This window comes from Nocardioides proteolyticus, from assembly GCF_051280635.3.
In the GTDB taxonomy this organism is placed as follows: Bacteria; Actinomycetota; Actinomycetes; order Propionibacteriales; family Nocardioidaceae; genus Nocardioides.
The window spans coordinates 110,206-131,749 of record NZ_JBNBPO030000009.1 but is presented as its reverse complement, the minus strand read 5'-3'; the positions used below and the strand labels follow the sequence as shown (position 1 = coordinate 131,749).

The window sequence follows — 21,544 nt, the reverse complement described above, 5'->3', positions numbered from 1 at the left end:
GCCGCACCAGCGAGGGCAAGACCAGCCGCGAGATCAAACGCTGCCTCAAGCGTTACATCGCCCGCGACCTCTACCGCCTACTCGAATCAGGACCAATCAGGGATTGACGATCCATAGGAGCGTCCCGCCGGAACGACGAGGCCCGCCGGAGAGATCTCTCCGGCGGGCCTCGCCTCCTCGGCGCACCGATCAGACGCGGGCCCCCACCAGCGCCTGCTCGATCGCGTTGACGAACGCCGGGATGTCGTCGGGCTTGCGGCTGGTGATCAGCGCACCGTCCACGACGACCTCGGCGTCGACCCAGTTGCCGCCGGCGTTGCGGATGTCGTCGGCCAGGCTCGGCCAGCTGGTCAGGCGCCGCCCCTCGACCAGACCTGCGGACACCAGCAGCCACGGACCGTGGCAGATCACGGCCAGCGGCTTGCCCGCCCCCGCCACCTTGCGCGCGATGGTCTGCGCGCGCTCGTCCATCCGGAGGTGGTCGGCGTTCACGGTCCCGCCGGGCACCACCAGCGCGTCGACCTCGTCGACGTCGAGGTCGTCGTAGCTCCCGTCGACCTCGATCTTCTGGGTCGGGTTGACGTCGCCCTGGGCGGCCTGGATCGGCTCGCTCTCCCGCGAGTAGACCTTGACCTCGGCGCCGCTGTCGCGCAGACGGTCACGCGGCTCGACGAGCTCGGGCTCCTCGACGTAGTCGCTGGCGATGATGGCGATGCGCTTGCCGGTCAGGTCGGGCACAGGACTCCTCCTCGAGTCGGGGGTGGATCTCCGAGGCGGTACCCCCGCGCGCTGCCGGCAACCGGTGAGGCGCCTCAGCCGGCCAGCGAGCGCGCCACCGACCGGGCCAGGCCGACGGCCCGGCGAGCCCACGCCGGCGACGCTCCCGCCAGCCCGCAGGCCGGCGAGACCAGCAGGGACCCGGCCACCTGCTCCGGGTCGAGTCCGAGCATGTCGAGCCAGCGCTGCACCCGCTCGACGAGCTGCGCGTCGGCCACCGCCGCCTCGGTCGTCGGTACGACGCCGAGCACCACCGCGTCGCCCCCCTCGAGCGCCTCGGCGGCGGCGTCATGTCCGGCCGCGTCGAGGAGGGCCAGGTCGACCAGGACGCCGCGGGCGCCGGCACCGCGGAGCAGGCCGATCGGGACGTCGGGCGCGCAGCAGTGCACCCACGGCACCGCACCGGCGTCGTGCACCGCCTCCAGCACCCAGCCGAGCGCCTCGCTCGCCTCGGGCGGGTGCACGGTTCGGTGGCGGCCGAAGCCGGACGCCGTGGGCACCGAGCCCGCCAGCACGGCGGGCAGGCTCGGCTCGTCGAGCTGGACGACGAGCTCGGCGGCCCGAGGCAGGCGCCGGCGAAGGTCGGCCACGTGAGCGGTGACGGCGACCGCGAGCGCCTGGGCCAGGTCGCGCCGGGCACCGTGGTCGGCCAGGAGCTTGTCGCCGCGCGGGCGCTCCACCGCGGCCGCCAGGCTCCACGGCCCGGTCACCTGCACCTTGAAGGGGCCCTCGTGGGTGGCGGCCGACTCCTCGAGGGTGTCGAGGTCCTGCGCCAGCAGGCTGCGGGCTCGCCGCTGGTCGAGCGGCGGCGCTCCGGAGCTGCCGGTCAGCCGCCAGCCACCCGGCTGCAGGTCGGCGTCGAGCTCGGCCACCAGGCCGAGGGTGCGCCCGACCATGCCGGCGAGGGCGCCCCGCCCCGGGACCTCGGGGAGCACCGGCAGCCCGCGCTCGTCGCCGGCCAGCTCGCCGAGCACGAGCGACAGCGCCTCGTCGAAGTCCGGCTGGTCGGTGCCCGGGAACGACCCCACGGCGGTGGCCCTCACGCCGGCACCCGCTCCGTGGCAGTGATGGTGGCGGAGCCGACCACCCGCGTGCCGTCGTACACGACGACGGCCTGGCCGGGCGCGATGCCGAAGGCGACGTCGAGCAGCTCCACGTCGAGCTCGCCGGCCGCGACGCGCACCACCGCGCGGTGCTCCTCGCCGTGGGCGCGGAGCTGGACGGTCACCCCGTCGCCGGCGAGGACGGTGCCGCCAGGGAGCGCGGGCCCGCACCAGCGGAGTCGGTCGCCGCGGACCCGCTCCACCGCCAGCCGCTCCCGCGGTCCCACGGTGACCGTGCCGGTGACCGGCTCGATGTCGAGCACGTAGCGCGGGCGCCCGTCGGGCGCCGGACGACCCAGGCGCAGGCCCTTGCGCTGGCCGATCGTGTAGCCGTAGGTGCCGGCGTGCCGGCCGAGCACCTCGCCGGAGGCCTCGTCGACGATGTCGCCGCCGTGGTTGGGCGCGCGGTCGCCGAGCTTCTCGCGCAGCCACCCGGCGTTGTCGCCGTCGGCCACGAAGCAGATGTCGTGGCTGTCGGGCTTGTCGGCGACCAGCAGCCCGCGAGCGGCCGCCTCCCCGCGCACCCGGTCCTTGGTCGTGTCGCCGAGAGGGAACAGCGAGTGCCGCAGCTGCTGCTCGTCGAGCACGCCCAGCACGTAGGACTGGTCCTTGGCCGCGTCGACGGCGCGGTGCAGCTCCACGGTCCCGTCGCGGCGCTCGACGACGGTGGCGTAGTGGCCGGTCGCCACGGCGTCGAAGCCGAGGGCGAGCGCCCGGTCGAGCACCGCGGCGAACTTGATCCTCTCGTTGCACCGCAGGCACGGGTTCGGCGTCTCGCCGGCCGCGTAGCTGTCCATGAAGTCCTCGACCACGTCGGTGTGGAACCGGTCGGAGAGGTCCCACACGTAGAACGGGATGCCGATCACGTCGGCGGCGCGGCGGGCGTCGTTGGCGTCCTCGATCGTGCAGCAGCCGCGAGCACCGGTGCGATAGGACTTCGGGTTGCGTGACAGCGCGAGGTGGATGCCGGTGACGTCGTGCCCCGCCTCGACGGCACGGGCGGCCGCGACCGCGCTGTCCACCCCGCCCGACATGGCGGCGACCACCTTCATCGGCGGCGCCCCGGTCAGGCGCGCGCCGCGCGGGCGCGCTGCACGCAGGGGGCGATCGCGGCGGCCACGGCGTCGACGTCGGCCTCGGTGCTGGTGTGGCCGAGGCTGAACCGCAGCGAGCTGCGCGCCTCGTCGGCACTGCGGCCCATCGCGAGCAGCACGTGGGAGGGCTGCGGAACGCCGGCCGAGCAGGCGGAGCCGGTCGAGCACTCGATGCCGCGGGCGTCGAGCAGCATCAGCAGGGAGTCGCCCTCGCACCCCGGGAAGCTCAGGTGCACGTTGCCCGGCAGCCGGTCCGTCGGGTCGCCGTTGAGCTCGACGTCCGGCACGACGCGTCGTACGGCGTCGACGAGGCGGTCGCGCAGCGCCGCGAGCCGCGCCGCGTGCTCGGCCTGGTGCTTCACCGCGGCCTCCACCGCCGCGGCGAAGCCCGCGATCGCCGGGACGTCGAGGGTGCCGCTGCGCACGTCGCGCTCCTGGCCGCCGCCGTGCATCAGAGCGGTGAGCTCGACCTCGCGCCGGACGACGAGCGCACCGACGCCCTGCGGACCGCCCACCTTGTGGCCGGAGACCGAGAGCGCGTCCACGCCGGAGGCCGCGAAGTCGACGGGCACCGCGCCGATGGCCTGCACGGCGTCGGTGTGCACGGGGATCCGGTGCTCGGCCGCGACGGCGACGACCTCGTCCACCGGCTGGAGGGTGCCGACCTCGTTGTTGGCCCACATCACGGTGACCAGGGCGACGGAGGCCGGGTCGCGCTCGACGCTGGCGCGCAGCGCGGCCACGTCGAGCCGGCCGGTCGTGTCGACCGGGAGCAGCTCCACGTCGGCGTCCTCGTGCTCCTCGAGCCACTCGAGCGGGTCGAGCACGGCGTGGTGCTCCACGGCCGAGGACAGGATCCGCCGGCGCTGCGGGTCGCTGGCCCGCCGCGACCAGTACAGGCCCTTGGTGGCGAGGTTGTCGGCCTCGGTGCCACCGGAGGTGAACACGACCTCCCCCGGACGGCAGTTGAGCGCCTGCGCGACCGTCTCCCGCGACTCCTCGACGATGCGCCGGACCCGGCGGCCCGAGGCGTGCAGCGAGCTCGCGTTGCCGACCTCGCGCAGCCGGGCGGTCAGCGCCTCGACGGCGACGTCCGTCATCGGAGTGGTCGCGGCGTGGTCGAGGTAGACCGTCGGAGTCGGGTCGGCGCTCATGGCCCCACCAGCCTACGCGCAGGGCCCCGGGGCCCGACCGCCGCTCGGACACCGGCCGAGACGGTCAGAGCACCACCAGGTCGTCCCGGTGCACGACCTCGCGCTCGTAGCCGGCGCCCAGCTCGCGCTGCAGGTCCCTGCTCGACCGCCCCATCAGCGACGGGATCTCGGTGGCGTCGAAGTTCACCAGCCCGCGGGCGACGACCCGCCCACCCGGGTCGACGAGGTCGACCGGGTCGCCGGCGCCGAAGTCGCCTCGCACACCCGTGACGCCGGCGGCGAGGAGGGAGGCCCGGCGCTCGACGACCGCACGGACCGCGCCGGCGTCGAGCACGACCGCGCCCTTCGCCTCGGTGGCGTGGCGCAGCCACAGCAGCCGGATCGGACGGCGCCTGCCGGTGGCGTGGAAGAGCGTCCCGACCGGCTTGCCGGCGAGCGCCTCGCCGGCGCGGTCGGCCGAGGTCAGCACGACCGGGATCCCCGAGCCGGTCGCGATCGCGGCGGCCTCGACCTTGGTGACCATCCCGCCGGTGCCGACTCCCGCGGCTCCGACCGAGCCGACCACGACGTCGGCGAGGTCACGCTCGGAGCGCACCTCGCCGATCAGGCGCGCACCGGGCCGGGTCGGCGGACCGTCGTACAGGCCGTCGACGTCGGAGAGGAGCACGAGCAGGTCGGCGTGCACGAGGTGTGCCACAAGGGCGGCGAGCCGGTCGTTGTCACCGAACCGGATCTCGGTGGTCGCGACCGTGTCGTTCTCGTTGACGATCGGGATGACCCCGAGCTCGAGCAGCTTGGTGAACGTCTGGTGCGCGTTGCGGTAGTGCGAGCGCCGGGTCACGTCGTCGAGGGTGAGCAGCACCTGCCCCGCGGTCAGCCCGTGCCGGGCAAGCTCCTCGGTGTAGCGGTGCACCAGCAGCCCCTGCCCGACCGACGCCGCGGCCTGCTGGGCGGCCAGGCCCCGGGGCCGTCTCGCCAGCCCGAGCGGGGCGAGCCCGGCAGCGATGGCACCGGAGGAGACCAGGACGACCTCGGCGCCGCGGGCGCGGGCTGCGGCGAGCACGTCGACGAGACCGCTGACGCGCAGCGGGTCGATCCCGCCGGCCGCGGTGGTCAGCGAGCTGGAGCCGACCTTCACCACGATCCGTCGGGCGCCGGTGACCGCCTCGCGGGCGGCCGGCTCAGTCACCGGGGTCCTCCTCGAGCCACGCCTCCTCGTCGTCCGGGCTCTGCTGGGGCACGGCGTCGGGATCGGCCTCGGAGCCGATCTCGTACGCGACGGGTCCGTAGACCTCGGGCCGGTCGATCCGGCGCGCCACGTCGGCCCGGGTCTCCCCCTCCGCGCGATCGGCGAGCTGCTCCTGGATCTCCCGGCGGCGCTGGGCGGCGGGGCGGTCCTCGGTGAATCGGGCGTCCTCGCCGCGGCGGGAGAGGTTCTCGGCCCCGGCGTCGATGCCGGGCTTGAAGTCGAAGACCACCGAGTTGTCGGTCGGCCCGATGAGGACGGCGTCACCCTCCTCCGCGCCCAGCTCGAGCAGCCGCGCCTCGACACCGAGCCGGTTGAGCCGGTCGGCGAGGTAGCCGACGGCCTCGTCGTTGCTGAAGTCGGTCTGGCGCACCCAGCGCTCGGGCTTGCTGCCCCGCACCCGCCAGCCGGCGCCGGTCCGCCTCACGGTGAAGCCCTCGTCGTCCACGGCCTTGGGCCGTACGACGATCCGCTGCGGGATCTCCGCCTCCTTGGCGCGGCGGGCCTCGCTGACGATGGCCGCCATCGCGTACACCAGCTCGCGGGTGCCCTCGCCGGAGACGGCGGAGACCTCGAAGACGCGCAGGCCGCGCTGCTCGAGCTCCTCGACCACCATCTCGGCGATGCCGCGGCCGTCGGGGACGTCGACCTTGTTCAACGCGACCAGGCGCGGCCGGTCCTCCAGCCCGCCGTAGCGCTGGAGCTCGTGCTCGATCACGTCGAGGTCGTCGACCGGGTTGCGGCCCGGCTCCAGCGTGGCGGTGTCGAGCACGTGGACCAGGGCAGCGCAGCGCTCGATGTGGCGGAGGAAGTCGTGGCCCAGGCCGCGGCCCTCCGCCGCGCCCTCGATGAGCCCGGGCACGTCGGCCACGGTGAACGTGACGTCACCGGCCGTGACGACGCCGAGGTTGGGCACCAGGGTGGTGAACGGGTAGTCGGCGATCTTCGGACGAGCGCGGGAGATCGCGGCGATCAGGCTGGACTTGCCGGCGCTGGGGAAGCCGACGAGGCCGACGTCGGCCACCACCTTGAGCTCGAGGACCACCTCGAGCTCCTCCCCCGGCTCGCCGAGGAGGGCGAAGCCCGGTGCCTTGCGCGCCTTCGACGCGAGCGCCGCGTTGCCGAGGCCGCCGCGGCCGCCCTCGGCGACCACCAGCTCGGTGCCGGGTCCGACCAGGTCGGCGATGACCTCACCGTTGCGGTGCTTGACGACCGTGCCGGCGGGCACGGGGAGCACGAGGTCGGCGCCGTGGGCGCCGTTGCGCCGGTCGCCCGCGCCGTGGCCGCCGTGCTCGGCGCGCCGCCGGGGACTGTGGTGGTAGTCGACCAGGGTGGTGACGTCGGGGTCGACGCGCAGGATGACCGAACCGCCGGGCCCGCCGTTGCCGCCGTCGGGGCCGCCGAGCGGCTTGAACTTCTCCCGGTGCACCGAGGCGACCCCGTTGCCACCGCGCCCGGCGGCGACGTGCAGCGTCACCCGGTCGACGAACGTGGGAACAGCCATGGGGTCAACCTTTGCTCGGAGCAGCGCGAAATGGGAACGGAACCGGAACGGATGGGAATGGAGTGGGAAGGGGCTGGGAACGGAAATGGAAGGAGGGCGCCCCGCGACGGGACGCCCTCCGAAGCCTGCCTGTCAGCCGAGCGTCACTCGGCCGCCGGGACGACGTTGACGACCTTGCGGCCGCGCTTCTTGCCGAACTCCACGGCGCCCGGGACGAGCGCGAAGAGCGTGTCGTCGCCGCCACGGCCGACGCCGGCGCCGGGGTGGAAGTGGGTGCCCCGCTGGCGGACGAGGATCTCGCCGGCGTTGACGACCTGGCCGCCGAAGCGCTTCACGCCGAGGCGCTGGGCGTTGGAGTCGCGGCCGTTCTTGGTGGACGCGGCGCCCTTCTTGTGTGCCATCTCTTCAGTCCTTCGAGGTGAGGAGAGCTCCGGCTCGGTGGTCGAGCCCGTCGAGACTCAGAGCTTGATGTCGGTGACCTTGACCTGGGTGTACTGCTGGCGGTGACCCTGGCGCTTCTTGTAGCCGGTCTTGTTCTTGTACTTCTGGATGACGATCTTGGGGCCCTTCGTCGCGCCCAGGACCTCGACCGTCACGGCCGCCTTGTCGAGACCGGTGCTGGTCACCTTCTCGCCGTCGACGGCGAGCACGACCGGCAGGGTCAGGGTGTCACCGACCGGCGTGGAGACCTTGTCGATCTCGATGACGTCGCCGACAGCGACCTTCTCCTGCTTCGCGCCTGCGCGCACGATCGCGTACACCACCGCGGGCTCCTTCTACGTCACGTCCGGGTCTGCGGCACGCACAGCGTTCCTTCGCGGGTCGCGAGGGCGCCGGGTGCCGAGCAGAACGGCACACCTCGGCGGCGCACCGACGGTCAATACTACGGTCCGGCCCGGTATCCGCCAAAACCGCGGTCCGGACCCTGGTTCATCGCTTGCGGGTCCCCCGCTTCTTGACCGGCACGTGCTCCACGTGCGGCTCGGTGCTGGCGTCGGCAGCGCCGTCGCCTGCGGGCTCTGCGGGCTCTGCTGGCTCGTCGGCCGACGCGTCGTCGACGAGCGCCGGCGGGCCGGCCGGCCGGCTGGCGGCGCGCCGACGGGTGCGGGTGACCACCGTGGTGGTGACCACCGGCTCGGCGGGCTCCTCCGCCGCGGGCTCCTCCGCCGCGGGCTGCTCCGCCGCGGGCTCCTCGACGGCCTGCTCCTCGACGGCCTGCTCCTCGACGGCGACTGCCTGCTCCTCGGCGACGGCCGCGTCCTCGACGGTCGACGGGGTCTCTGCCGTGGCCGCCGTGCTCTCCTCCGCGGCCGTGCTCTCCTCCGCGGCCGGGGGCTCCTCGGTGACCGGAGGCTCCTCGGCGGCCTCCTCCGTGTCCTCGTGGTGCTTGGCCATCGCCGCGATGTCCTTCGGTGAGGGCACCGCCTTCGGCGGGGCCGAGTCGCCACCGTTGCCGTCGCCCTGGCCCTTGCCGCGCCGACGACGACCACCGCGACGGGAGTCGCCGTCACCGTTCTCGGCGCCACCGCCGCCACCGCCGCCACCGCGCTTGGGCTCGACCGGCAGGTCGTGGACGACCAGGCCCCGACCCTGGCAGTGGGAGCAGGTCTCGCTGAACGCCTCCAGCAGCCCGGTGCCGATCCGCTTGCGGGTCATCTGCACGAGTCCCAGGGAGGTCACCTCGGCGACCTGATGACGCGTGCGGTCGCGGCCCAGGCACTCGACCAGGCGCCGCAGCACCAGGTCGCGGTTGGACTCGAGGACCATGTCGATGAAGTCGACGACGATGATGCCGCCGATGTCGCGCAGCCGGAGCTGGCGGACGATCTCCTCGGCCGCCTCCAGGTTGTTCTTGGTGACCGTCTCCTCGAGATTGCCGCCGGAGCCGGTGAACTTGCCGGTGTTGACGTCGATCACCGTCATCGCCTCGGTGCGGTCGATGATCAGCGAGCCGCCGGAGGGCAGCCAGACCTTGCGGTCGAGCCCCTTGGCGATCTGCTCGTCGATGCGGTACGTCGAGAACACGTCCGACCCGCCGCCCTCTCCGGGCTGGAAGTGCTCGAGCCGCTCGGCCAGATCCGGCGCGACGTGGTCGACGTAGTCCTTCACCGACTGCCAGGCGTCGTCGCCCTGCACGACGAGCTTCGCGAAGTCCTCGGTGAACAGGTCGCGCACGACCTTGAGCGTGAGGTCCGGCTCGCCGTACAGCAGCTGCGGCGCGTTGCCCTTGGCGACCTTCGCCTCGATGTCCTCCCACCGGGCCTTCAGCCGCTCGACGTCTCGGGTGAGCTCCTCCTCGGAGGCGCCCTCGGCGGCGGTGCGCACGATGACGCCCGCCGACTCGGGGACGATCTCCTTGAGCAGCGACTTCAGCCGCGCCCGCTCGGTGTCCGGCAGCTTGCGAGAGATGCCGGACGTGGTGCCGTCGGGGACGTAGACGAGGAACCGGCCGGCCAGGCTCACCTGGCTCGTGAGCCGCGCACCCTTGTGGCCCACCGGGTCCTTGGTGACCTGCACCAGCACGGTCTGGCCGGACTGGAGCACCGACTCGATCTTGCGCGGCTCGCCGTCCTTGTGGCCGAGGGCCGACCAGTTCACCTCGCCGGCGTAGAGCACCGCGTTGCGGCCCTTGCCGATGTCGATGAACGCGGCCTCCATGGACGGGAGAACGTTCTGCACACGGCCGAGATAGACATTGCCGATCAGGGAGGTCTGCGCCTCGCGGGCGACGTAGTGCTCGACGAGGACCTTGTCCTCCAGGACGGCGATCTGCGTCAGGTCCTTGCGCTGACGGATCGCCATGACGCGCTCGACCGACTCCCGCCGCGCCAGGAACTCGGCCTCGCTGACGATCGGCGCCCGGCGGCGGCCCGCCTCGCGGCCCTCGCGGCGGCGCTGCTTCTTCGCCTCCAGGCGGGTGGAGCCGGAGATCGAGGTGATCTCGTCCTCCGCCGAGCGCGGCTTGCGCACCTTCGTGACGGTGTTGGTCTCGTCGTCGCCGTCGTCGGAGCCGCCCTCGCCGGCGCGGCGCCGGCGGCGTCGGCGGCGCGACGAGGACGAGCCACCGCCTTCAGCCTTGCCGTCGTCGTCGCCCTCGGCGTCCTGTCCACCCTCGGCCCCGTCGGCCCCGCCGCGGTCGGCACTGTCGGCAGTGCCGGTGCTGTCGGTGCTGCCGGCGTTGTCAGTGTTGTCGGGGCTGTCCGAGCCGTCGGGGCTGTCCGGGTTGTCAGTGCTGTCCGGGCCGCCCTGGCCGGGCTTCCGACGGCGGCGGCCGCCGCGACGGCGGCGGCGACGGGCCTGGCCCGACTGTCCACCCTCGGCCTCGTCGTCGGACTCGTCCTGCTGGTCGGACTCGTCCTGCTCGCCGGACTCCTCCTGCCCGTCCGACCGATCCGGCTCGCCCGAGACCGCCGCGTCAGCGTCGGCATCCGCCTCGCCGGCCGCCGCGGGCGCTGCGCCCTCGGCGGCCTCGACCTCGGCGTCGGTCTCGGTGTCGACCTCGGCGTCGACCTCGGGGTCGATCTCGGTGCTCTTCTGCTCGGGCGCAGCCGCCGGCTTCGCCGCCGCGGTGCGCTTGCCGCGGGTCTTGGCCTTGGCGGGCGCCTTCTCCGGAGCCTGGAACAGCACCGCGGTGCCGGGGGCCTGTTCCTCGGCCGGCTCCGCGGACCCGGTGGACCCGGTGGCCTCGGCGGACTCGGCGGACTCGGCTGATCCCTGGGGATCCAGCTCGAGCTGCTCGGAGGCGGGAGCGGACGCTGCCTTGGCCGTCTTCTTCGCCGCCGTCTTCTTGGCCGCCGTCTTCTTCGCCGCGGTCTTCTTGGCCGCGGTCTTCTTCGCGGCGGTCTTCTTCGCCGGCCTGGCCGGCTTCTCCTCCGCGGCGGGCTGCTCCTCCGCGGGCTTCTGCTCCGCGGGAGCCGCCTCGGCGGGGGTCTGGGCCGACTCGTCGGTCTCGACGGGGGTCTCGGTGGGCGCGTCGTTCATGCGCTACTCCTCCGCCCGGAGGCTTCCGCCCCGGGTGTGTCATCGGCATTCGCCGGGGCGATGCCGTAAGCCTTCGTGGGACGACACCCTCCGCGGAGCGTCACTGGAGCCCGGCCCTCGCCTGCCGCGGTCGCCGTGTGCGTCGCGGTCTGGCTCCGGTCGGTCCTCCACCGTGCCGGTCCGTCAGTCTCCTGCCGGGCGGCGAGAACGTCGTCGGATCGCTGTGCGCGCTTCCTGGTGAGGACGCGCACGGGTTCGATCTGTGGCGAGTATCGCACAGGGCCTAGCAGGCTCCGGCATTCCGGCCACACCGGGCGCGGCTCACCGCACGGCCAGCGGGTCCCCCACCCGGCCGGTCCCCCGGTCCAACGGCCCCTGCTCGAGCCGGGTCAGCAGGGCGGTCGGCGGTGCGACCAGCCCCGCCACCTCGCGGAGCCCGGTCAGCACGTCGTCGGGACGTACGGCGGGCGTGCCGTGCTCGAGCACGAGGTCGAGCCCGCCGTCCGGCGTGACGTCCATCCGGACGACCGCGGCACGGCAGTCGAAGGTCCGCAGCCCCTTCTTGGTCATCCGCTCGACGGGGATCGAGTCCGTCGCGAGGAACGCGGCCACGGCCTCGGCGAGCCGGTCAGCCGGCGTGTCGCCGAGGACGATCCGCCAGCGGCTCGCGGTGAGGAGCTCCGCCAGCGAGCCGGCCGCCGAGCTCGCCGCGTCGGCGATCGCCACGACGTCGAGCCCCGACGGCAGCGCCTCGTCCAGCCGCCGGCCGACCTCGTCGGGCTCCCGCAGCTCGGCGAGACCCAGCTCGACGTACTCCGCCTCGCTGGCGGCGCCCGTCGGCGAGGCGCCGGCGTAGGAGATGCGAGGGTGCGGATGGAACCCGGACGAATAGGCCATCGGGATGCCGGCGCGGACGACCGCGCGCTCGATGGCGCGGCTGACGTCGCGGTGGCTGGTGAACCGGAGCCGTCCCCGCTTGGCGTAGCGGATGCGCAGCTTCTGGACCGGCGGGGCCTGCTGCTCGGGCTGGGCACGACTCACGGGCCGTGATCCTAGGTCAGCGCAGGACGGCGGCCTTCATCTGCGGCGAGGCGTAGACGTTGACGATCCGCACGCCGCCGAGCCAGGTCGTGAGCCGATCGGCCTCGGCGTCCAGCGCTGCTCGGGCGTCGGACCCGACGTCGTGGCGCAGCACCACGTGGACCACCCCGTCGTCGTCCTGCACCCAGCACCCGACGATCCGGCCGTCCCACCAGGCGGTGTTCCCGGCGTTGCCGTTGGTGTCGAAGAGGTACGGCGTGTCGGCCGGGTCGAGATAGAAGCCGCGCTCCTTCCAGCCCATCACGGTGGGGTCCAGGGTCGGCAGCAGCGCTGCCCGCGGCTCGGCCGCCTCGACCTCGTCCTGGTCGTCCGGCAGCACCCACCCGGTGCCCTCGGCCAACGCGACCTCCACCGCGCCGACGTCGGCGAGCGCGCGCCGGACGATCGTCTTGGTGGCGCCGAGCCACCACACGATGTCGCTCTCGGTGCCGGGACCGAAGGTCCTCAGCCAGCGGCGCACCAGCTCGGCCCAGCCCGCGGGCTCCTCCAGCGGCGGCGTGACCTCCCCGAGCCAGCTCTCCGTGCCGGTCCAGGTCGGCTTGTTGAGCCGCCAGTGCCCGGCGTTCGCAGCGCGGACGATCCGGCCCTCGGCGCCGAGCAGCGTCATCACCTGCGGCGCGATGGGGAACTCGCCACCCCACTTCTTCTCCGGCGTCCCCCGCACCACCCGGCCGGCGAGCTCCGGCACGTCCTCGCGCAGCTGGGCCGTCGTCCTCGGCACACCGTCCGCGAGCCGCTCCAGCACCGCCCGCGAGGCGGCGGCGATCCACTCCTCCGCGTCGTCCGCCAGCCCGCCGGCGATCACGTCCTTGGCGACCTGGAGGCGCTGCTGCCGCGCGACGCGGGCGGACGAACTCCCCCACGCCGCAGGAAGGAGCTCGTGCGGGAACACGAACAGCGTGCGCCGCATCGCCAGCTGCTTCACGAGCGTGCGGTCCTCGTAGAGGGCGCGGTCGATGTCGGCGACCGTGACGCCCGGCACCCGGGCCCAGAGGGACAGGTGCACGGTCGCCGCCTCGGTGGCGTGCAGCACGGTCATCGCCGCGGTGGCCGCCTCGACCGTCGGGAAGCCGCCGGCGAGGCCGTGGCGCAGCTGGAGCCTCGTCCGGCGCTCGGTGTCGTTGATCTTTCGCACGCCGACCATCGTGGACCACTAGGGTGTCGCGCGTGAGCGATCCGTACGGCAACAACCCCTATGGCCAGAACCAGCCCGGCTCCTACGGCGGCGGGGCGTACGGCGCACCGCACGGCGGCAGCACCGAACCGCCGAAGACCGACGGGATCTCCGTCGCCTCGCTGGTGCTCGGCCTGCTGTGCTGCACGGCACCGATCGGCCTGATCCTCGGCTTCGTCGGCCTCTCGCGCACCAAGGGCGGCAAGCGCAAGGGGCGCGGGCTCGCCATCGCCGGCACCGTCATCGGCGCGCTCGCCACGATCGCCCTGGTCGTCGGCGGCATCCTCGGCGCCAACTTCATCCGCAGCTTCGTCACGCCCGAGAACGCCGAGGTCGGCCAGTGCGTCGACATCGACGAGGACGGCGACACGATCGCCCTGCGGAAGAAGGACTGCAGCGAGGAGCACGACGGCGAGATCGTCTACGTCGGCGAGGCGGGCGAGGTCGAGGAGGCAGCCGGCGAGCTCGCGCTCTCGATGCCCGAGGAGATCGGCGCCATCACGACCGACCAGCAGGCCGTCGACGCGATCTGCCGTCACCTGGTGGGCGAGCAGGCCGCCGACTTCCCCGAGGGCCTGACCTGGGGCGTCGCGCTCGAGGAGGAGGACGCCGAGGACCCCGCGGACGACGCCCCCTTCCTCTGCTACGTCGAGGGCGACAACCTCACCAGCTCGGTCCTCTGAGCGAGCGGCTCAGCACGCCATCGTGAGCAACCCGTACGGCGGCGGGTACCAGCCCTACGACCCACAGCCCGAACAGCCGGGCCAGCCGGAGCAGCACGGGGAGCCGCCGTACGGGACTCCGGGTCCCTACGGCGGCGGCAACCCCTACGGCGGCGGCAACCCCTACGGCGGGCGCCACCCCTACGGCGCCGGCACGCCGGACCTCGACGGCCTGTCGATCGCATCCCTGGTGTGCTCGCTGACCTGCTGCCTGGCCCCGGTGGGCATCGGGCTCGGCATCGCCGGCCTGGTCCGCACCAAGGGCGGTCAGCGCAGCGGCCGCTGGGCCGCGGTGACCGGTCTGGTGATCGGGATCCTCGTCGCGCTGGCCGTGATCGCGTTCGTCGTCTTCGCCGGCGTCGTGGGCTCGCGGGCGGTGTGGGCCGAGGACGCTCGGGTCGGCCAGTGCGCCGACGTCAGCGACATCCTCGACCTGACGAAGGCCGACTGCGACGAGCCGCACGACGCCGAGCTCGTGGCGGTCGACCAGTTCGACGGGGCGACGCTCGCCGCCTACGAGGTCCGCTCGACCCGCGAGTTCTGCGAGCTCGAGGCCGACCCTCGCTACGCCGACGCCATCGCGAACGGGAACTACGTGCTCGACGTCTACGTCGACGCGTTCGACCCGAGCGAGCCCGACCGCGGCGACTGGTACATCTGCTACCTGGAGCGAGCAGACGGCGACTCCATCACCGCCCCGATCGCCGACTGAGCGGCGCCTCGCCGGAACCGACGCCGGGTCTCCCGCGTCGAACGACCATGCGCCGGTGCTCGCTGCTGCTCTTCGCCACCCTGCTCGGCGCCTCGGCGCTCCCGGCGCTCGGGGGCGAGGCCGTGGCGTCCTGCGCAGCCCCTGCCCTGCTCGTGCCCGAGGGCGCCGTCCTGGAGCGCGGCGCGACCGTCACCGTGGCAGGCGAGGGCTTCGTCGACGGGTGTCAGGACAGCATGGGCTGCGAGGTGCGTCTCGGCTGCGACTCGTGCGAGTACGCCGCCCCACCGCCGGCTCCCTACCGCGACGAGACCCTGGCCCTTGTCCAACAGGGGCGGGAGTGGGTCCTGGGCGTCGAGGACGCACGACCGGACGGAGGCGAGGTCACCTGGAGCATCGAGGTCCCGCGCGACGTAGCGGCAGGTCCGGCCACCCTTCGCACCGACCACGGTGAGCCGGTGCGCGTGCAGGTGGGCCCGCGGCCGAGGTGATCTCACGTGCTCGGCAGACCCGCCGCCGTCAGACCACGCTGAGGGGCAGCAGCCGCTTGCCGGTGGGGCCGATCTGGATCTCGGTGTTCATCTCCGGGCAGACGCCGCAGTCGTAGCACGGCGTCCACCGGCAGTCCTCGACCTCGACGTCGGACTCGCCGGAGGCGACGGCCAGCGCGTCCTCCCAGTCGGCCCACAGCCAGTCCTTGTCGAGGCCGGAGTCGAGGTGGTCCCAGGGCAGGATCTCGTCGTAGCCGCGCTCGCGCGTGGTGTACCAGTCGAGGTCGACACCGGTGCCGGCGAGGGCGCGCTCGGACGCGGCGACCCACCGCTCGTAGGAGAAGTGCTCGCTCCAGCCGTCGAAGCGGCCGCCGTCGCGCCACACCTCCTCGATGACCCGGCCGACGCGTCGGTCGCCGCGCGAGAGCAGTCCCTCGATGATCCCGGGCCGGCCGTCGTGGTAGCGGAAGCCGATCGCGCGGCCGTAGCGCTTGTCGGCGCGCACAGTCTCGCGCAGCTGTCGCAGCCGCTCGTCGGTCGTCTCGTGGTCGAGCTGGGCCGCCCACTGGAACGGGGTGTGCGGCTTGGGCACGAACCCGCCGATCGACACGGTGCAGCGGATGTCGTTGCGGCCGGAGACCTCGCGGCCGGTGGCGATCACCCGCTTGGCGAGCTCGGCGATCTGCAGCACGTCGTCGTCGGTCTCGGTGGGCAGGCCGCACATGAAGTAGAGCTTCACCTGCCGCCAGCCGTGGCTGTAGGCGGCGGCGACGGTGCGGATCAGGTCGTCCTCGGTGACCATCTTGTTGATCACCTTGCGCATCCGCTCGCTGCCGCCCTCGGGCGCGAACGTCAGGCCCGATCGGCGACCGTTGCGGGAGAACTCGTTGGCGAGGGCGATGTTGAAGGCGTCCACGCGCGTCGACGGCAGGGACAGCGAGACGTTCGAGCCCTCGTAGCGGTCGGCCAGACCCTTCGCCACGTCGCCGATCTCGGTGTGGTCGGCGCTCGACAGCGACAGCAGGCCGACCTCCTCGAAGCCGGTCTTGCTCACGCCGTTGTCGACCATCGCGCCGATGGTCTCGATCGAGCGCTCGCGCACCGGGCGGGTGATCATGCCGGCCTGGCAGAACCGGCAGCCGCGGGTGCAGCCGCGGAAGATCTCGACGCTGAAGCGCTCGTGCACCGTCTCGGCGAGCGGCACCAGCGGGTTGCGCGGGTAGGGCCACTGGTCGAGGTCCATCAGGGTGTGCTTGCGCATCCGCTCCGGAGCATCGGGCCGGTTGGGCGTGACGGCCGCGATGGCCGCCCCCTGGTCCGGCGCGTCGTAGGTGACGTCGTAGAACTTCGGGACGTAGACGGCGCCGGAGACCGCGAGCCGGCGGAGCAGCTCGTCACGACCTCCCGGTCGGCCCTCGTCCTTCCACTCCCGCAGCAGCTCGGAGATCTTCAGCACCACCTCCTCGCCGTCACCGAGGACCGCCGCGTCGAGGAAGTCGGCGATCGGCTCGGGGTTGAAGGCGGCATGGCCGCCGGCGAGGACGACCGGGTGGTCGTCGGTGCGGTCGACGCTGTGCAGCGGGATGCCGGCGAGATCGAGTGCGGTGAGCAGGTTGGTGTAGCCGAGCTCGGTGGAGAAGCTGACGCCGAGCACGTCGAACGCCCCGACCGGCCGGTGGCTGTCGACGGTGAACTGAGGGATCTGCTGATCGCGGAGGAGCTGCTCCATGTCGGGCCAGACGGCGTAGGTGCGCTCGGCGAGGATCCAGTCGCGCTCGTTGAGCACCTCGTAGAGGATCTGCACGCCCTGGTTAGGCAGGCCAACCTCGTAGGCGTCGGGATACATCAGCGCCCACCGGACGGTCGCGCCGCCATCGGCGTCGGCGCCGCAGTCCCAGTCCTTCGCCACGGAGTTGAGCTCGCCGCCGACGTACTGGATCGGCTTGGACACCGACAGCAGGTGGGGCTCGAGCCGGGGGAAGACGGACTCAACAGGCTGGGCGGACATGGTCGCGATCCTACGTTCGGACGTGGTGCCGACCGGCATCGTCGTGCGCCCCCTCCGTAGGATCGACGACCATGAGCGCCTCGACGGCCGGACGGCTCCGGTGGACCGTCTGGGTGCCCGCCGTGGCTGCGATCGCGCTCGCCGTCAGCTGGGGTTCACACCCGTCGCCGGTCGTCAGCGCCCTGCTCGCCGTCCCCCTGGTCGGTGCGGTGCTCGCGGCCGTGCACCACGCCGAGGTGGTCGCGCACAAGGTGGGTGAGCCGTTCGGCTCGCTGCTCCTCGCGGTGGCGGTCACCGTGATCGAGGTCGGGCTGATCGTCACGCTGATGGTCTCCGGCAGCGGCGAGACCGCCACCCTGGCGCGGGACACCGTGTTCGCCGCCGTGATGATCACCGTCAACGGCATCGTGGGACTCTCGCTGCTGATCGGGGCGCTGCGTCACCACCTCGTCAGCTTCAACGCCGCCGGCACCGGGTCCGCGCTCGCAACGGTGATCGCACTCGCCGGCCTCACGCTGGCGGCGCCGTCCTTCACCACCAGCGTCTCGGGGCCGGTCTTCACCGGCGAGCAGCTGGCGTTCGCGGCGGTCGCCTCCCTCGTCCTGTACGGCGCGTTCGTGTTCACCCAGGCCGTGCGCCACCGCGACTTCTTCCTGCCCGTGGCGCCGGGAGCGCCGGCGGTCGGCACCGCGCCGCCCGACGCCGACCACGACGGACATGCCGACCCGCCGACGTCCCGACAGGCCTGGACCAGCGTCGCGCTGCTGGTGGTGGCGCTGGTGTCGGTGGTCGGCCTGGCGAAGGTCGAGTCCTACTCCATCGAGGCGGCGGTGGACCGGATCGGCTTCCCGCACGCCGTCGTCGGCGTCGTCATCGCCCTGCTGGTGTTGGCTCCCGAGAGCATCGCCGCGGCCCGCGCCGCGCTCCTCGACCGCGTGCAGATCAGCCTCAACCTCGCCTACGGCTCGGCGATGGCCTCGATCGGGCTGACCATCCCGGCCATCGCGATCGCCTCGATCTGGCTCGACGGCCCGCTCGCCCTGGGCCTCTCCCCCCTCCAGGTGGTGCTGCTCGCGCTGTCGGCGATGGTCAGCGTGCTCACCGTCGTGCCGGGCCGCGCCAAGCCGCTGAACGGCGTGCTGCACCTGGTCCTGCTCGCTGCCTTCCTCTTCCTCACGGTGGCGCCATGAGAGCAACGATCGCGCGCCTCGTCGCAGCCGTGCTGCTGGTCGCGACCGCGGGCTGCTCCTCGGAGCCGGCCGACCCGCCGGAGGACCCCGACCGCATCGTGCTGACGCCCGGCGCGGACGGCGAGGACCACACCCACGCGCCGGGGCAGGGGCACGCCGCATCGGGACCCGTGGGGGACGGCACGTCACCGACCGCGGGCGGCTTCCGGATGACCGACGTGCGCCTCCCCGCTCGTCCCGACCGGCCCGGCGAGGTGTCCTTCCGGATCGTCGACCGGTCCGGCGCCGCCGTGCGTGAGTACGTCGAGGAGCAGACCAAGCTGCTGCACCTCTACGTCGTCCGCGCCGACCTCAGCGAGTTCCGCCACCTGCATCCCACCCTCGGCGAGGACGGCACGTGGACCGCGCGGGTCGACCTCGGCCGGCCCGGGCCCTGGCGCGTGGTCGCGGAGCTCACGCCGCAGGGCGAGGACCGCCCGGTCGTGCTCGGCACCACGGTGCGGGTGCCCGGCGAGTGGGAGCAGGCGCCCGCGCCCCAGGGTGAGGGCGCCGACGTCGGCGACGACGGCGTGGTCCGGGTGCGGGTCGCGAAGGCTCCGGAGGTCGGCAGCGACGGGCGGCTCGAGCTGCTGGTCAGCTCGCTCGACGGCGACCCGCTGCCTCTGGGCAGCTATCTGGGCGCGTCGGCCCACCTGACCGGCTTCGAGATCGGCGGCGGGGGCTTCGTCCACGTCCATCCCTACGGGGCGCCGGAGCAGACGGATCGGGGCACCCTGCTGACGTTCCACACCACGTTCGAGGAGCCGGGCGACTACCGGATGTTCGTGCAGGTGCGGGTCGAGGGCCTGCTCCACCAGGTCGCCGTGACCACCACCGTCACCTGACGTCGAGCTCCAGGGTGGTCACCGGGCTGGTGAACTTGTCGGTGCGGACGCTGACCTGGAGCTCCCAGGTCCCCGCGGTGGGGAACACCACGTCGGCGACGTAGGTGCCCGAGCCCGTGGGCACCACCGGCACGGCGCCGAGGTCGACGGTGTCGCTGCTCAGGCTGACCGTCGGAGCGTCGTACAGGTCGATCGGCTCGCCGGTCTCGTCCTGCACCTGGACGATCAGCTGGCGCTGGCGCCCAGGGGCGTCGTCGAGCAGCGCGAGCACGCGCACCTCGTCGGCGCTCCCGGTCACGACGCCCGTCGTCGCCGTGTCGGTGCTCCCCTCGCCCTCCCCACCGGGTGGCTTCTGCGCGAGGAACCCGGTGACCGCCAGCACCGCGACCAGCAGAGCGGCCTCCGCCGTCACCGCCCTGCGGACGAGTCCCGTGCCGCGCCGACGGTCGTCGTGGCCCGGCCCGTCGGTGACGAGCGGGAGCAGTCGGAACCGGTTGAGGGCGGCCACCGCGACCACGACCAGCACGATCGCCACCTTGACCAGCAGCAGCCGGCCGTAGGTGGTGTCGACCAGCCCCGACCAGGAGCCGAGGATCCGCCAGCCCATGACCACGCCGGACGCCGCCAGCACGGCGACCAGCGCCGCGGCGAGGGTCGAGAAGCGGGCGAGCAGCTGGGCCGCGTCGCGCGGGCGGCCGGCGAGTGCCAGCAGGGCGATCGCGAGCCCGACGAGGCCGCCCAGCCAGACCGCGCCGGTCGAGAGGTGGATCGCGTCAGTGAGGACCAGCAGGGGGCCCGGCTCGTACGCCTGGGTGTGCCCGACCAGGGCGGGCGACCACACGGCGAGCCCGGTCACCAGCTCGTCGATGAGCGAGCCGCCACCCCGGCCTGCCGACCAGGACGCGAAGCCGAGACCGACGACGTGGAGGATCAGCACCATGAGGTCGTCGCCGACCAGCAGCGGGTCGAGCGCCTCCGGGTCCCAGACGGCCGACAGCCCGCCGCCGAGCTGGTAGGCCCCGGCGAGGGGTACGGCGAGGGCCGCTGCGAGGACGGCCACGAGCGCCGCTCCCCGGAGCACGACGACCAGCCGGCGGCGGGTGCGGTGGGGAAGCCTGACTCCGCGGGTGGTCCAGGTGAGGAACAGGGCGAGTCCACCAGCGAGCAGCAGCGCGGCGTAGTCGACCGCCAGCACCACGCTCTGCAGCGCGGACAGCACGCCGCCGTCGCTCCCGCCGAGCTTCGGCGGCTGCACCGTCGGGCTGGGAGCGCCGACGTGGAAGGTCAGCGACCCGGCGATGGGGTGACCGTCCGTCGACACCACGCGCCAGGCGACGACGTAGGTGCCGTCCGCGAGGTCGTCGGGCAGGGCGCCGATGACCACCTCGTCCCGGGCCTCGGCCTCCACCTCGACGGGGTCGCCGGCGGCGTCGAAGGCCTGCACGGCGCGGGGCACGAGCTTGACCGGCTCGTCGAAGGTGAAGGTCACCTCGGTGGGCGCCTCCGGGAGGACAGCGCCCTCGGTGGGGTCGGTGGAGACCAGGGTGGCGTGCGCCGACGCCGGTGCCGCCGCGACGACCACCCACAGCAGGGAGGTGGTCGCGGTGACCAGCACGGCGGCGACCAGCGCCGGCACACGCCTCACGCCCGGCTCAGCCCCTGCGGCCGCTGCGCGCGAGGGCGATGCCTCCCAGCGCCAGGCCACCGACGCCCGCGACGAGCGCGGCGATCGCCAGGGCGTTGCCGCTCTCGTCCTCCTCGTCCGATGACGTCGCCTCCGTCGCGCTGTCATCGGCAGGCTCCTCGGTGGCGTGGGTGTCCCCGCCGCCACCTCCGGCGGTCACGGCGACGGTCGGGGCCGGCGCCTCGAGCTCGTCGGGATCCTGGCCCTCGGCTGCGGTCTCGACCCAGCCGGTCTCACCTTCGGTGCAGGTCTGCACGACCGGGAACGCCAGGGTCTCGCCCGCGGCGTCGGGAAGCTGCAGCGAGAGCTCCACGGTGTCGCGGAAGCCGTCGGGCAGCGGGGTCCGCGCCTCGTAGACGACCTGGCTGACGCGCTCGGTGATGGCATTGCCGTGCGAGTCCTCGACCGGCTCCTCGAGCTTCTCGGTCACCTTCTCGACCGTCCAGCCCGGGTCGACCGTCGGGGTGACCTGGAGGATCTCCTCCGGGAGCGAGATGGCGAGGCCGGTGGTGGGCGAGCCCTCGCAGCCGTGGCCGACGCTGAAGGTCAGCACGGTGTAGGCGCCCGCCTCCGTCGTCGACGGGGTGACCGTCACGTGAGCCGCGGCGGGCGCGGCTCCCAGGGCGACGAGGGCGAGGGCGGCGGAGCCCGCGCCGAGCGCGGGCAGGGTACGGCGGATCTGCATGATGTGCTTCCTGACTGTGCTGATGGTGAACGTGGGT

At 73.4% G+C, this 21,544-nt stretch carries 19 protein-coding genes; 5 read left to right on the top strand and 14 right to left on the bottom strand.

Annotated features, from left to right (window positions below; genetic code table 11):
* Positions 1 to 189 precede the first annotated feature (189 nt).
* The 11 genes from ACPOLA_RS07720 to ACPOLA_RS07670 form a co-directional block, all read right to left on the bottom strand.
* Positions 190 to 738, bottom strand: a complete 549-nt coding sequence (locus ACPOLA_RS07720) for a type 1 glutamine amidotransferase domain-containing protein (RefSeq protein WP_435769826.1) — start codon at positions 736 to 738, stop codon at positions 190 to 192.
* Between the two features lie 74 nt (positions 739 to 812).
* A complete protein-coding gene (locus tag ACPOLA_RS07715) occupies positions 813 to 1,820 on the bottom strand; it encodes a uroporphyrinogen decarboxylase/cobalamine-independent methonine synthase family protein (protein ID WP_435769825.1) in 1,008 nt (335 codons plus the stop codon).
* Positions 1,817 to 2,932 carry a tRNA 2-thiouridine(34) synthase MnmA gene (gene mnmA, locus ACPOLA_RS07710; protein ID WP_435769824.1) on the bottom strand — a complete coding sequence of 372 codons (1,116 nt, stop codon included), beginning with the start codon at positions 2,930 to 2,932 and terminating at the stop codon, positions 1,817 to 1,819. The genes ACPOLA_RS07715 and mnmA overlap by 4 nt, the downstream gene beginning before the upstream one ends.
* 14 nt (positions 2,933 to 2,946) lie before the next feature.
* Complete coding sequence (locus ACPOLA_RS07705) at positions 2,947 to 4,128, bottom strand: cysteine desulfurase family protein (RefSeq protein WP_435769823.1); 1,182 nt, start codon at positions 4,126 to 4,128, stop codon at positions 2,947 to 2,949.
* 64 nt (positions 4,129 to 4,192) lie between these two features.
* Positions 4,193 to 5,317 carry a glutamate 5-kinase gene (gene proB / locus ACPOLA_RS07700; RefSeq protein ID WP_435769822.1) on the bottom strand — a complete coding sequence of 375 codons (1,125 nt, stop codon included), beginning with the start codon at positions 5,315 to 5,317 and terminating at the stop codon, positions 4,193 to 4,195.
* On the bottom strand, positions 5,310 to 6,878 hold the full coding sequence (gene obgE / locus ACPOLA_RS07695) for a GTPase ObgE (RefSeq protein WP_435769821.1): 1,569 nt from the start codon (positions 6,876 to 6,878) through the stop codon (positions 5,310 to 5,312). The genes proB and obgE overlap by 8 nt, the downstream gene beginning before the upstream one ends.
* A 143-nt stretch (positions 6,879 to 7,021) precedes the next feature.
* The gene (gene rpmA / locus ACPOLA_RS07690) at positions 7,022 to 7,279 is read right to left on the bottom strand and encodes a 50S ribosomal protein L27 (protein ID WP_435769820.1); all 258 of its coding nucleotides are present in this window, start codon (positions 7,277 to 7,279) and stop codon (positions 7,022 to 7,024) included.
* A 57-nt stretch (positions 7,280 to 7,336) separates the two neighbouring features.
* Positions 7,337 to 7,639: a 50S ribosomal protein L21 gene (rplU, locus tag ACPOLA_RS07685; protein ID WP_435769830.1), complete on the bottom strand. Its 303-nt coding sequence runs from the start codon at positions 7,637 to 7,639 to the stop codon at positions 7,337 to 7,339.
* 169 nt (positions 7,640 to 7,808) lie between these two features.
* Positions 7,809 to 10,859: an Rne/Rng family ribonuclease gene (locus ACPOLA_RS07680; protein ID WP_435769819.1), complete on the bottom strand. Its 3,051-nt coding sequence runs from the start codon at positions 10,857 to 10,859 to the stop codon at positions 7,809 to 7,811.
* A gap of 321 nt (positions 10,860 to 11,180) precedes the next feature.
* Positions 11,181 to 11,900 (bottom strand): TIGR03936 family radical SAM-associated protein, encoded by a 720-nt coding sequence (locus ACPOLA_RS07675; RefSeq protein ID WP_435769818.1) that lies wholly within the window; start codon positions 11,898 to 11,900, stop codon positions 11,181 to 11,183.
* Between the two features lie 16 nt (positions 11,901 to 11,916).
* Positions 11,917 to 13,104: a winged helix DNA-binding domain-containing protein gene (locus ACPOLA_RS07670; protein WP_435769817.1), complete on the bottom strand. Its 1,188-nt coding sequence runs from the start codon at positions 13,102 to 13,104 to the stop codon at positions 11,917 to 11,919.
* A gap of 23 nt (positions 13,105 to 13,127) precedes the next feature.
* Between ACPOLA_RS07670 and ACPOLA_RS07665 the strand changes: the two genes are divergently transcribed.
* Genes ACPOLA_RS07665 through ACPOLA_RS07655 form a run of 3 tightly spaced genes read left to right on the top strand, consistent with a single transcriptional unit; the run spans position 13,128 to position 15,056 of the window.
* A complete protein-coding gene (locus ACPOLA_RS07665) occupies positions 13,128 to 13,817 on the top strand; it encodes a DUF4190 domain-containing protein (protein WP_435769816.1) in 690 nt (229 codons plus the stop codon).
* Positions 13,818 to 13,839: 22 nt separating this feature from the next.
* Entirely contained in the window at positions 13,840 to 14,568 is a 729-nt protein-coding gene (locus ACPOLA_RS07660; protein WP_435769815.1) for a DUF4190 domain-containing protein, read from the top strand.
* A 47-nt stretch (positions 14,569 to 14,615) separates the two neighbouring features.
* Positions 14,616 to 15,056, top strand: a complete 441-nt coding sequence (locus tag ACPOLA_RS07655) for a hypothetical protein (RefSeq protein WP_435769814.1) — start codon at positions 14,616 to 14,618, stop codon at positions 15,054 to 15,056.
* 28 nt (positions 15,057 to 15,084) lie between these two features.
* On the opposite strand, the gene ACPOLA_RS07650 is transcribed toward ACPOLA_RS07655, so the two are convergent.
* Positions 15,085 to 17,064 (bottom strand): TIGR03960 family B12-binding radical SAM protein, encoded by a 1,980-nt coding sequence (locus ACPOLA_RS07650; RefSeq protein WP_435769813.1) that lies wholly within the window; start codon positions 17,062 to 17,064, stop codon positions 15,085 to 15,087.
* Between the two features lie 71 nt (positions 17,065 to 17,135).
* On the opposite strand from ACPOLA_RS07650, the gene ACPOLA_RS07645 reads away from it, so the two are divergent.
* Positions 17,136 to 18,254 carry a calcium:cation antiporter gene (locus ACPOLA_RS07645; protein WP_435769812.1) on the top strand — a complete coding sequence of 373 codons (1,119 nt, stop codon included), beginning with the start codon at positions 17,136 to 17,138 and terminating at the stop codon, positions 18,252 to 18,254.
* Positions 18,251 to 19,138, top strand: coding sequence for a DUF8832 domain-containing protein (locus ACPOLA_RS07640; RefSeq protein ID WP_435769811.1), 888 nt, complete (start codon positions 18,251 to 18,253; stop codon positions 19,136 to 19,138). The genes ACPOLA_RS07645 and ACPOLA_RS07640 overlap by 4 nt, the downstream gene beginning before the upstream one ends.
* Here ACPOLA_RS07640 and ACPOLA_RS07635 read toward each other — a convergent pair.
* Entirely contained in the window at positions 19,131 to 20,783 is a 1,653-nt protein-coding gene (locus ACPOLA_RS07635) for a copper resistance CopC/CopD family protein (protein ID WP_435769810.1), read from the bottom strand. The two genes, ACPOLA_RS07640 and ACPOLA_RS07635, sit on opposite strands and share 8 nt — an antisense overlap.
* Positions 20,784 to 20,790: 7 nt before the next feature.
* Positions 20,791 to 21,507 (bottom strand): YcnI family copper-binding membrane protein, encoded by a 717-nt coding sequence (locus tag ACPOLA_RS07630; protein ID WP_435769809.1) that lies wholly within the window; start codon positions 21,505 to 21,507, stop codon positions 20,791 to 20,793.
* Positions 21,508 to 21,544: the final 37 nt, after the last annotated feature.

Bases quoted from the DNA above. Each gene is read 5' to 3' on its own strand.
- mnmA (WP_435769824.1), bottom strand. From the start codon at position 2,932: ATGAAGGTGGTCGCCGCCATGTCGGGCGGGGTGGACAGCGCGGTCGCG.
- ACPOLA_RS07705 (WP_435769823.1), bottom strand. From the start codon at position 4,128: ATGAGCGCCGACCCGACTCCGACGGTCTACCTCGACCACGCCGCGACC.
- obgE (WP_435769821.1), bottom strand. From the start codon at position 6,878: ATGGCTGTTCCCACGTTCGTCGACCGGGTGACGCTGCACGTCGCCGCC.
- rpmA (WP_435769820.1), bottom strand. From the start codon at position 7,279: ATGGCACACAAGAAGGGCGCCGCGTCCACCAAGAACGGCCGCGACTCC.
- ACPOLA_RS07680 (WP_435769819.1), bottom strand. From the start codon at position 10,859: ATGAACGACGCGCCCACCGAGACCCCCGTCGAGACCGACGAGTCGGCC.
- ACPOLA_RS07670 (WP_435769817.1), bottom strand. From the start codon at position 13,104: ATGGTCGGCGTGCGAAAGATCAACGACACCGAGCGCCGGACGAGGCTC.
- ACPOLA_RS07655 (WP_435769814.1), top strand. From the start codon at position 14,616: ATGCGCCGGTGCTCGCTGCTGCTCTTCGCCACCCTGCTCGGCGCCTCG.
- ACPOLA_RS07650 (WP_435769813.1), bottom strand. From the start codon at position 17,064: ATGTCCGCCCAGCCTGTTGAGTCCGTCTTCCCCCGGCTCGAGCCCCAC.
- ACPOLA_RS07645 (WP_435769812.1), top strand. From the start codon at position 17,136: ATGAGCGCCTCGACGGCCGGACGGCTCCGGTGGACCGTCTGGGTGCCC.
- ACPOLA_RS07640 (WP_435769811.1), top strand. From the start codon at position 18,251: ATGAGAGCAACGATCGCGCGCCTCGTCGCAGCCGTGCTGCTGGTCGCG.
- ACPOLA_RS07630 (WP_435769809.1), bottom strand. From the start codon at position 21,507: ATGCAGATCCGCCGTACCCTGCCCGCGCTCGGCGCGGGCTCCGCCGCC.